This is a genomic window from Candidatus Amarolinea aalborgensis (genome assembly GCF_900491745.1).
Classification (GTDB): Bacteria; Chloroflexota; Anaerolineae; order SSC4; family Amarolineaceae; genus Amarolinea; species Amarolinea aalborgensis.
On sequence record NZ_UETR01000003.1, the window covers coordinates 212,867 to 224,325 of the forward strand.

Annotated in this window: 4 protein-coding genes and 1 pseudogene; 2 read left to right on the forward strand and 3 right to left on the reverse strand. The window is 62.0% G+C overall.

What is annotated here, in order from left to right; translation table 11 throughout:
* Positions 1 to 4: 4 nt before the first annotated feature.
* From ACPQ6D_RS05705 to icd, 3 genes and pseudogenes are all read right to left on the reverse strand, one after another.
* Positions 5 to 391 (reverse strand): succinate dehydrogenase/fumarate reductase transmembrane subunit, encoded by a 387-nt coding sequence (locus ACPQ6D_RS05705; protein WP_423223334.1) that lies wholly within the window; start codon positions 389 to 391, stop codon positions 5 to 7.
* A gap of 11 nt (positions 392 to 402) precedes the next feature.
* The gene (gene sdhC, locus ACPQ6D_RS05710; protein ID WP_423223335.1) at positions 403 to 795 is read right to left on the reverse strand and encodes a succinate dehydrogenase, cytochrome b556 subunit; all 393 of its coding nucleotides are present in this window, start codon (positions 793 to 795) and stop codon (positions 403 to 405) included.
* Positions 796 to 1,095: 300 nt separating this feature from the next.
* A pseudogene (icd, locus tag ACPQ6D_RS05715) lies at positions 1,096 to 2,337 on the reverse strand (isocitrate dehydrogenase (NADP(+))); the annotation flags it as partial.
* A gap of 182 nt (positions 2,338 to 2,519) precedes the next feature.
* Here icd and ACPQ6D_RS05720 point away from each other — a divergent pair.
* A complete protein-coding gene (locus tag ACPQ6D_RS05720; RefSeq protein ID WP_423223336.1) occupies positions 2,520 to 2,669 on the forward strand; it encodes a hypothetical protein in 150 nt (49 codons plus the stop codon).
* A gap of 41 nt (positions 2,670 to 2,710) precedes the next feature.
* Positions 2,711 to 11,371: a hypothetical protein gene (locus tag ACPQ6D_RS05725; RefSeq protein WP_423223337.1), complete on the forward strand. Its 8,661-nt coding sequence runs from the start codon at positions 2,711 to 2,713 to the stop codon at positions 11,369 to 11,371.
* Positions 11,372 to 11,459 lie beyond the last annotated feature (88 nt).

An 11,459-nucleotide genomic window follows, 5' to 3' on the forward strand; every position in this document is an offset into this window, starting at 1 on the left:
CGTCTCAGGCCTTAATCTGGAAGCGAAAAATGGTCATGACGCCCATCAGGATCATCAGGCCAACCAAGAGATAAACAAGGCTCTTGACCACCAGGTTCCAGCCTGGGCTGCGCACGTAGTCGTCAATGACCCAGCGCGCGCCGTTGGCGCCATGGATAAAGGCAAACAGGAGCAAGGCCATGTCGTAAAGGCTCCAGAACCAGCCGGAAGGCCCAGTCCAGCGTTGCACGATCACGTCGAACGTGATTTTCTCGACGCGCAAGACCAGGTGCATGTAGAGCAGGTGGAACATGGCAAGAAAGAGCAGGGCCAGGCCTGAAAGGCGCATGAAAAACCAGGACAGCGCCTCGAAGCGGCGGCCGCGCACACGATACTGCGAAAGTGCACTCATGATGGCTCCTCCTACGCGGGTTTGAAAAGCGTGCTCAGGGTGACAATGGCCGCGGGCACGAAGATGAGCAGAACAACGACCAGCGCGATCCGGTACATCAAGCGTTGGTATTTGGTGGAGGAAGGCCAGAAGTCCACGATGATGACGCGGAGGCCGTTGATCGCATGATAGATAACGCCGAAGATCAGGAAGACTTCCATGACCTTGAAAGGGGGACCGCTGTAGAGAAACAGGAACTTCGAGAAAGTCTCTTCGCCCAGGTTCATTAAATAGATGTCGAACACGTGCAGAAAGAGAAAGAGAAGAATACCGAGTCCGCCGACACGGTGCATCATCCATGCCCAGTGACCTTCACGGCCCCGGTAGGTAATGCCCCGCCACAGGGATTCAACGAGCGCCGCCATAACGAGCTAGCCTCCTTGTGTGGTTGAACTGCATCGCAGCTTCAGCAACGAAGCCGCGAGCCGCTGCCTGAGTCCAGGCCTTAGATCCAAATGCCGAAGGCTCCTCAGGCTCTTGAGTGATGTAACATCCTAAACCCCTACCGCGCCGCGGGGTATGACGCAGCGCAGTTTGTTCAGAAAGTCACACACAAATGATTATACAGGCAGAACGAGTAAAGTACAAAGTGCAAAGTGTGGAATGCAAGGCGGCAGCGTGCTGCCAGCGTTTTGCATTCTGTGCTTTGCACTTTGCATGAACTACAGGTTGGCGATGATGGCGGAGGCAAACTCGGAGGTCTTGACTTCGGTAGCGCCTTGCATTTGGCGGGCAAAGTCGTAGGTGACGATCTTCTGCTCCACCGTCTTGATGTATGCGTCAATGATGGCCTGGCCGGCCTCTTTCCAGCCGATGTACTCCAGCATCATGACGCCGGAGAGCAAGAGCGAGCCGGGGTTGACCTTGTCCAGGTTGGAGTATTTGGGCGCGGTGCCATGCGTGGCTTCGAACACGGCCATGTGATCGCCGATGTTGCTGCCGGGCGCGATGCCGACGCCGCCCACTTCGGCGGCCACTGCGTCCGACAGGTAGTCGCCGTTGAGGTTGGGCGTGGCAATGACATCGAACTCATCCGGCCGCAGCAGCATCATCTGAAACATGATGTCGGCGATACGGTCCTTGATGACGATCTTGCCGGCGGGCGCCTGACCGTTGTAGGGCGCCTGCCACAGCTCGTCCTCGGTGATGGTGACATCGCCGAATTCCTCTTTGGCTAACTCGTAGCCCCAATTGCGAAACGCGCCTTCGGTGAACTTCTGAATGTTGCCCTTGTGCACCAGGGTGACGCTCTTGCGGCCGTACTCCAGCGCATATTGAAGAGCCTTGCGCATCAGTCGCTTGGTGCCGAACGCACTGATCGGTTTGATGCCAATCCCTGCACCCTCGAAGAAGCGCGCGCCCATCTCCTCACGCAGGAAGCGCGCCACTTTTTCATTTTCAGGCGTGCCTGACTTGTACTCAATGCCGGCGTAAACATCTTCGGTATTCTCGCGGAAGATGACGACATCCACTTTTTCGGGATGGCGCAGCGGGCTGGGCACGTTGGGGAACCAGCGCACGGGGCGCACGCAGGCGTACAGATCCAGCTCCAACCGCAGCGCGACGTTGAGGCTGCGGAAGCCGCCGCCCACCGGCGTGGTCAGCGGGCCTTTGATGCCAACGTAGAACTCGCGAATGGCGTTGAGCGATTCTTGCGGGAAGTAGTCGCCGTAGGTGTTGAACGCCTTCTCGCCGGCATAAATCTCGGCCCAGGCCACCTTGCGCTGGCCGCCGTACACCTTCTGCACGGCCGCATCCCAGATGCGCATACTGGCCCTTGTGATGTCCGGCCCGATGCCATCGCCTTCGATGAACAGCAGGATGGGATTGTCCGGCACTGCCAATTTGCCTTCGCGCACACTGATCCGAGCCCCATCTGTGGGAATGATAATTTTATCGTACGCCATGAAAAGCTCCTCCTTCGTAGGCGCCATTTTACCATCGAATGGGCAAAGCCCTTAAATTTTGCACGGCAGCCCGAAGCCGTCTGGCGACGACGTGAAAGCCCCGGCATGGCTGGCGTCCGGCGTCGGCGTGAAGACAGGCGCTTGACAAACTGATCTCTACGTCATACACTTGCGCAGTATTCGTGCACTACTTTGTACCGACCCAGGTGCATGCCCAGGCCATGATGGCCACGCCGCTGCAGGTCGCACCAGGCGTCACCCGTCTCTGCCAAAACGCCGCGCCGCCAGGCGATGATGACTACTTCCTACCACCCCACGCTCCCGATGGATAGCGAGTTTCATGTTTATCATGCTTGCTGAGGAGGTATCCTCTATGTTGCCCATCTTCGTGCGTGCTAGACAGACTGTTGCCCGCCTGCATCGCCCGCGCCTACCGATGACGCCGCCCCGCGGCATCGCATGGCAGGCTGCCGCGACGATCCTCATGCTGCTTGCGGCCAGCGCACTCCTCACGCGCTCATCGCTGCCCGCGCAAGCCTTCGGCTCCACCTTTCCCGGCGACGTGCATCAGGATTTCACGAGCCGCGCCCTGCGTGGCCTTGGATTTTCTGGCAGCCAGGCCAACAAGATTATCAAAGGAATCGTGCGCGCGGACGTAAGCGGCGACAACGGCTACTACACCTATCCACCTGCACACATGGACGATTATACGTTCACGCAGGCCCGCGGCTGGATGACGGCGCGCTGGAATACGGCCCTCGACTATGTGGGCAGCTGTAGCACACAGGATTTCGCGCTTGAACAGTTGGGCCTGATGCTGCACACTGTCCAGGATTTCTACAGTCATTCCAATTTCGTCGAAAAAGGGGGCGCCCCCCCGCTCGGCGCCCAATTCCGCACCACGTTCGGCAACGTAGACAGCCTCAATACGCAGGTCACCGACGCGGCTGGCCAGCTTCTGCGCATCAAGACCGAGAGTTATGTTGACTTGATTACGCACAACCAGGCCTGCTGCAGCTACCAGCTCGTGGGCGGCGGCAACGGCGGAACGCCAACCCTAGAGCTGGTCTGCAACCAGGATCGGCTGCGCGACGAAGTCACGGCCTGCTTTCACGCCGACATGAATAAGGATATCTCAGCCGGTCTGGCCACATCCATCGGCGCGCTCATTTTCGCGGCGCCGCAGAGCGCGCAATACTACGACCAGGCCGTGGCAGACGCCATGGTCGAAACGGTCAAGCAGTGGCAGCTGTTCGAAAGCGATGTGCACCAGCGCTATGGTTCCAATGCCGACAAGATCATTCGCCAGCTCAAGCATGGTTGCAACGACTATGACGTGGTGATCACCGCCAACCAGCCCTCGTATCAGGCCTGCACCAATGCCGGATTTACCATCAATATCTATGACAGCAATGGCAATCCGATTGATCCGGACACCTCCCTGGTCAACTCAACCAATCCGGGCGAATACTTTCGCGCAACCCTTGACGGCACGCGGGTTGATCAAAACTTGCAGCGCATTGATGTCGGCGTGTACCGCTACAACACGGCTGCCAACCCCGCGCTTTATTTTCGCACCGCACAATCGCATCTGTTCCTGCTGGATGTCTGGCGCAAGCAGTTCTCCACGATGGGGATTCCCGACAAGATCGTCGGCGGCGGCGACCTTCTTTTTAATGTAAAGCTGCCGCCGCAGCAATACTACCAGGCGCAGTGCAGTCGTATTCCCAAGGTCTGGGACTCCACGCAGTGCCAGTATGTCTTGCCGCAGCCGCTGCCCAACATCACGTGCAAGCCGGATGAAAATCAGAGTGTGGCCGACCTGGACCTGGCGATGATGCCGGAGTACCAGGCCGGCTCCCCCATCGCGCCCGTGGCCGCGAGCCCCGTGGTCACCAGCCAGGTGGCGATTCTCGACAACGGCTATGGCTTTGCGCTGGCCCAGCTTCTCAACGGTCTCAACATCCCCGCGGACCGCCTCCAACCCGATTTCACACCCGCGTTGGCCGCGCGCTACCCGGTCTTGTTCATTCCCAGCGGCGGCTTGAGCGGCTATGCCGATTCCAGCCTCATGAAAACCCGGCTCGCTGCGTATGTGGCTGCCGGGGGGACCCTGATCGTCATGGACCAGGCAACCGGGCAAGATTTTTCGCTTTTACCCGGCGCAGGCTGGCGCGCCTATGGCTTCCAGGAGGATTTCTACTGCCAGTTCGCCTCGGTCGGCATTGCAGCCTATGCCGGCATGTTTGCCAGCCAGCGCAGCTCGGTGCTGAACCTGAATATTGACGGCTTCTTCAGTGCCATTCCGGTCGGCGCGCAGACACTGCTGCGGCGCACGGCCACCGGCGCACCAGCCATGGTGCTCTACACGCCCGGCAGCGGGCCGGGCCGGGTCATCGCCACGACCGCCTACGCGGATATGGCAACCTTCATGGGCCAGGGCACGGAGGACGAGCATGCCTTGCTGCGCGACCTGGTGGTTTGGGCGTTGCGACAGGATAATGTCGACGCGTATGGCGATAGCGACGCCGTAGCGACGACCCTGACCATTACCAATACAGGCCATGTGACAGCCACCAGCGCCTCGCTCTCAATTTCGGGCCTGCTGCAGCATGCCTACCGCGCCTACGATACGCTTCTGGCGCCCGGCCAGGCCACGACCTTGCCCTTCACCGCGACCCTGGATGCCGGCTTCCCGCGGGGCTATCAGGACGTGAACGCACTCCTCTTCGCCGATAATGGTTCCCTGGTCACGAGTCAAACCGCGTATCGGTATGCCCTGCGCACCTTCGATGGGACTGCACAGAACTGGACTTACCAAGGCTCGCCCCACGTGCTGGTGATCACGAGCGACAACGAGCGCTATCCTTACGGAGCGACAGCCCTCTTTACCTTCCATCTCTGGAACTATACCAACGCCGCTGCGCACTATCGGGTTGATTGGCGGGTTTTCCAGGTCGGTGAGTTTAGCCAGCAGATCACGGCGCCGGCTGGCCAGGAAGGGACTTTTCTTTACCAGCTGCCCAACCTGACGAAACCTGTGCGCCTGAGCGCGGCCTACTACGTGCAGGAGGGATCAGAGTGGCGCCTGCTTGGCTCGGCTGAGCGCGGTATTTGGACCGTATCTCCCGATTTTAGTGTGCAGATGGTGACCGCCAAATCCACCTACAGTACCAATGAAACGGTGCCCATCACCGTGAGTGTCATCAACCGCCTGAATCTACCCCAGACTATCAGCGGCGCCGTCACGGTCTACAACGCCGCGCGCCAGGCGTTGATCACGCGCACGTTGGATATCACCCTGGCGCCCAATGCCGTGGGACAGCGCACCGTGACCTTCGCCGCACCTCCCTGGCCCGTTGATTCCTATACCGTGGAGTGGCGCACGCACGTCGCCGACCTGCCCGCTGGCAACTTTACCGTCCCCTTCATCGTGCCCCTGGCCGCACTGCAAGTGCATGCCACGCTGCCGCCGGGGCTGGCCGGCTCGACCCCGCTGACGCTCACCCTGGCCAATCTGAGCGCAGTCGACGCGTTTAGCGGCACGCTTGCCGTGACCTTGACCAATCCGGTTGGTCTCGACGTCTGGACCCACACGGAAGGCCTGTCCCTGGCCGCCGGCGCACAGGCCACGCAGCATCTTACCATGACCCTGGGCGTACTCACATTCGGCGCTTACTCTTTGCACTACAGCTTTCTTCCCTTCGGTCAGAGCCAGTCCTTGAGCGGCCGCATCCTGACTCTACAGAATAAGCTGGCCGGCTATGTGGAGCTTACAGACGCCACCGTACGCGTACGCGCGCCGCTCCATGTGGCGCTGCACCTGTTCAATGTGGGCGATTTCACCGTGGCGCCCACGATGACTTTTAGCCTGCCTCTGGCTGGTATCAGCGTTACCCAGCCCAGTCCTTCCCTGGCGCCGGGCGCGGTCGTGACGCGCAGCGCTGTCCTGACCCTACCCGCCATGCTCGATTCCGGCGCGGCCAGCGTTGTTGCGACATTGACGCTGGCCAATAGCATCTCGCGTACCGCGCCCATCTTCCTCACCCCCGCCGCCATCGCGGCGCAGCTTTCTGGCACTACGGCGCTGGCCGGGCAGTCGTTTGCTGTACGTCTGACCAATACGGGCGGCATTGACGCCAGTGTGAACTACAGCCAGACCCTCCGCGATCGCTTTGGTCACATGCTCGGCCAGGCGGGCGCGTTGTCGCAGACTATCGAAGCCGGCGCCGCCGTGACCGCAAGCCTGGCTGTGCCCGCGAGCGCCGTCTCCGGCCGCTACACCCTTGCCACGCACGGCATCATCAGCGGCACTTTCGACCACTTTGACCAGGAACGCACGGTGACCGTTGACGGCGTCGCCGCCGCTCTGCAGGTGTTGACCCAGCGCCCATGGTACCTTACGACCGATACGGTCACAACCACTGCCGCCATCACCGGCAGCGGCGCACTGCTGACTGGGACTGACCTCGATCTACAGATCGTGAAAGCCACGGCGGATGTCACGAATCGCTGGACGACCTTTGTGGACACCGACGGCTTGCCTGCCAATGACGTGCGTGCGTTGACATTCACCCCTGACGGGCTGAAGTGGTTCGGCGCGGTTGACTGGCAGGCTGGCCCTAGCGCGGGACGCGCTGGCGTGCTGGACGACGGCGGTACACCCTTCGATAAAGCAGACGATACCTGGCAACACTTCGACGCCAGCGATGGACTGCTGGCTGACGAAGTGCATGACCTGGCCATCGAAGGCAACGGCCTGATCTGGTTCGGTAATCTGGGTCAGTTTGCCGGCTCCGACGGGGGCAACCACTGGCCTCACCAACCCGACAATCGCCCATTGATCAACACGGGCGGGGTCAGCGTCCTGGATGATGGCGGTACACCCTTCGACAAAACAGATGATACCTGGCAGACGTTCAGCGAGGCCGACGGCCTGGCCAACTACAACGTCAACGCCGTTGCGATTCAAACTATCAGCCCAACCTTGGCCTACAAGTGGTTCGGCGTTCATTACGGCGGCGTGAGCCTGCTCGATGACCACGGCACGCCTTTCAACAAGGTTGACGATACCTGGGTTACTTTCACCCCCGCCGACGGCCTGACCAGCAATCGTGTCTATGCAATCCGGATTGACGCAGCGGGCCGCAAGTGGTTCGGCACGCAGGGGGGCGGGGTCAGCCTGCTGGACGATAACGGAACGCCGTTGAACAAAGATGACGATACCTGGACTAGTTTCACCAGCCAGGATGGGCTGCTTGCCGACAATGTGTATGCGATTGCCATTGATAATGCGGGCTTGAAGTGGTTTGGCGTTGCCTCTTCGGGCGGTACACGGCCCAGCTTGCCCCTGGACGCCGACGGCCTCAGCGTACTTGACGACCACGGGACCCCCTTCAACAAGAATGATGACACCTGGCAGAGTTTTACGACAGCGGACGGCCTGGCGGTCGGCGTCGTCACTGGCATTGCCATCGACGCGCACGGCCGTAAGTGGCTGGCAACCGGGGCAGGCGGCGTCAGCGTGCTTGACGATCATGGCACGCCCTTTGACAAGACTGATGATACCTGGACAACCTACACCAGCGCGGATGGTCTGGCGAATGATGTCGTACAGGCCGTACGCGTGGCTCCCAGCGGCCGTGAGTGGTTTGGGACAGTCAACGGGACCAGCGTGTTGGGCGAGAATGAGGGCGAAGGGTTGCGCCTGGTGTGGGAACGCCACGCGTCCGTTGACCTGCCCGGAGTCACGCAGGTCATCACGAGCGCAGGCACGCTCACCGACACAGGCAAGTACTATCTGCTCGGCCGGCTGACAACGCCCCTGGGCCAAACCGTGGCCCAGGCCGCACCCTATCCCTTCTATGTCTTCCCGGCGCAGACGGCGCTCCTGCTCGACGCCGGACCAGGGCCGGTGCGTCCGAGTCAGCCGTTGACGCTGAGTGTGGTGGCGCGCAACGACGCGGTCCTGCCGCTGGACAACCAAACGCTGACCGTTACCCAGGACAGCGCGGTCATCTATGTCGCAGGGCCTTTCAGTGTGCCCGCTGGGGGCGCAACGCCCTTTACCGTGACCACCGCGGCGCCGACCACACCCGGCCTGACCCGCCTGGCCGCAAGTATGGGGTCGCTCAGCGTCTCCGAGGATATTACCGTCAGCGCGCCCCTACTGCAGGTCGGGATAGATGCGCCCGCGGTCGCAGGCCGCGATCCCTTCTCACTGACGGTGGTGCTTACCAACAGCGGTCAGATTGCAGCCGACGTGACGGTCGCCGTGGCGCCCCAGGCTCGCCCATTACGGCCGGCCGACGGCAGCGCGTACCACCTGGCGCCCGGCGAGACGGTGCGCGCCGCGTCGAGTTTTCAAATCAGCCAGGATACGACCTTTGACATTCAGCTCAGCGGCGATCTGAGCCAGACGTTGAGCGTGGGGGTGAGCGAAGGCCAGCGCGCGAGCCTGGCTGCGAGCGTGGCGCCGCTCAACCTGGCAGGCCAGGTGGATGTTGCCGTACAGGCGGCCAACCTGGGGACGCTCGCCTATCCGTTTGGCGCCGTTTTTGTCGTTCATGGGCAGACCGTGACGCGCACCTACGCGCCTGCGCCGGGCGCCGCGATCAGCGATACGGTCGGTTATGTGCTGCCTGCGGGCGCGTACACGCTCACCTACAGCAGCGCCGCGGGCAGCGGCAGCATTCCATTTATGGTACGCGCCCCGCGGCTGAACGAGATCACCGCCCAGCTCGACGTGCCCAACTCCGTGGCCGCGGCCACGCCAGTAACCGTGACCCTGACCAATGAGGGTGACAATGACGTCAACGGCCATGCGGACGTGACTACGCCCTGGCAGAGCCTTTCGCTGCCCTTTGCTCTGCCTGCGGGCGCGCAAACGACCCTGACAACCACCCTGAGCAGCGACGGCGCGCTGGGGCCGGGCGTCTATACGGCCACGGTGCAGGCCGTCGCCAACGGCGATGTGCTGGCGGACGATTCTGCCCTATTTAGCATCACGCCGACGTCCATTCGCCTGGGCCTACCGGCTGCAATCACCGCCACCGCGGGCAGCACCATAACCGTTGGCGTTGATGTAACCAACGGCGGCGGTTTGACCGGCCTGGTCGCCGTAGGTGTTGATCTGATTGGGCTGCAGAATTACACGCGCACGCTGGTGCTGCGGCCGGGCGAAACCAGTCACCTGGACTTTGCCGTGGCTATACCGGACGACCTGGGCGCCGTGCGCGGCCAGGGGAAGGTGGTTGCGGGCGATGCGACTGGTACGTTCCCGGTCCAAATTGAAGGGCTGACACTGGCCTTGAGCGGGCGCAGCGACCTGCCGGCCTATCACGTCGGCGATATGGCTGTTGTCACCCTCAATGTGACAGACACCCGCAACCTGCCCACTCCTGTCCCCTTGCAGGCGCGGGTCAACGCGGCCGGCAACCTCTACAACACACAACCCTTCACCCTGACCGGCAGCGCCAGCCTGATCTTCACCGTGCCGGTCATGAGCCGAGATAGCCTGGTGAGTTTCGGCATCTACCAACCCTCCGGGCGTTCGCTGCTCCTGGATACCCTGCGCCTGCGTACGATCAGCGGCGTGGTGTATGTCTACCCGGACCGGGATGTGTATCTGCCAGGGGATACCGTGCTCGCCACGGTCGTTTCACAACTGGAAGGGCCGCTGGCCGTCAACGCGCCTGGGTTGGTGTCTACCCTGGATGTCGTGACCGGCACCCAGGCTTTCAGTTTTACGTTGCCGTTCGATCTCAACGCGGGCAGCTATCAGATCACCTACGACCTGGCCGATTATCGGAATGTGGCGTCGTTCGAAGTCCAAGCCGTACAGGCCAACATCGTGCACGCCGATCTGATCCGCAGCGGCCTCGAGGCCGGCGCGCGGTTGGCGATCGAGACCAACCAGCCCCTGCCGGACGCGACCATAGACTGGGAGATTCAAGACCCGCAGGGCGGGACGCTAGGCGCCTGGCAGCTCGCCCTTGACCTGCCCATCAACTCCTCAGACGTTGAGCTGCCGCAACATACTTTTGCAACGTCTTGGAGCGGCACCCACCGCCTGGCCTATACGCTGCGCTGGCAGGGGCGCGACATGGCTTCGGGGATGCTGGCCTTTGACGTGGATGGCGTCAGCTTGCTGGGAATTGCGCCTGCGCGGTCGGTGTATCGCGCCGGCGCAGCGGTGACCGTTCTCGCCAGCGCCGTGGGACAGGGCAGTGCGACATTGTCTTATACGGTGGACGGGGCCGCCGTTGGGCAGCAGATCGTGAGCCTGCCTGGCGGCCTGGGCAGCTTTAGCACGATGCTGGACGACTTGTTGCCGGGAAGTCATCAAATCACCGCGGACCTGGCGCAGGGCGGCAGTCACAGCGCAGCCGCGGCGAGCGTGAGCGTGGCGCCGCTGCCCTCCGTCGCGATCGTCCCGCAGACGATTCCGGTCAGCGCAACCGAACAACTGCGGATTGCGCTGCGGGCCGACGAGGACGGAGCCACAACTTTCTACCGTTGGGATGCGGGTGACGTCCTGCAATACCTGGACCAGGCCCTCACGCTGCCCAACCCGCGGCGGCATCTGCTCAGCGCGTACGCGCGCGGCGCGGATGGCGCGGTCGGGCCGGTGACGCAGCAGCGCTTTGCCGCCAACGCTTGCTACACGGCCGACGCCAACGCAGACGACCGCATTGACGCCTTAGACATAGCCGACGTGGCCGGACGCTGGAACAACCGCGTGGGGGACCCGCCGTATAGTCTGCTGGCCGATATGGACCTCGACGGCGACATTGACATTGTTGACATCGAGCTGGTGGCTGCGCGTTGGGGGCAGGATTGCCTTTGCAGCCTGGCCGATTTCGACGGTAGTGGCAGCATTACCGTCGCCGACATCGAACAGCTGGTCGCGCACTGGGGATTCACGTCCCTCGACCCGGCCTGGGATCCGCGCTTCGACCTGGACGGCAACGGCGCAATCGCCGTCGCGGACCTGGTGCTGGCAGCCACGCACTGGGGCGCGACTTGCCCATAGGGAGGAGGCGCATGAATCCCCGGCACACAGGCTATCTCGCGACCAGTCCGAGAAGTCAAGCCAGTTCAATTGTTTGACTTCTCAGGCT

Bases quoted from the DNA above. Each gene is read 5' to 3' on its own strand.
- ACPQ6D_RS05705 (WP_423223334.1), bottom strand. From the start codon at position 391: ATGAGTGCACTTTCGCAGTATCGTGTGCGCGGCCGCCGCTTCGAGGCG.
- sdhC (WP_423223335.1), bottom strand. From the start codon at position 795: ATGGCGGCGCTCGTTGAATCCCTGTGGCGGGGCATTACCTACCGGGGC.
- ACPQ6D_RS05725 (WP_423223337.1), top strand. From the start codon at position 2,711: ATGTTGCCCATCTTCGTGCGTGCTAGACAGACTGTTGCCCGCCTGCAT.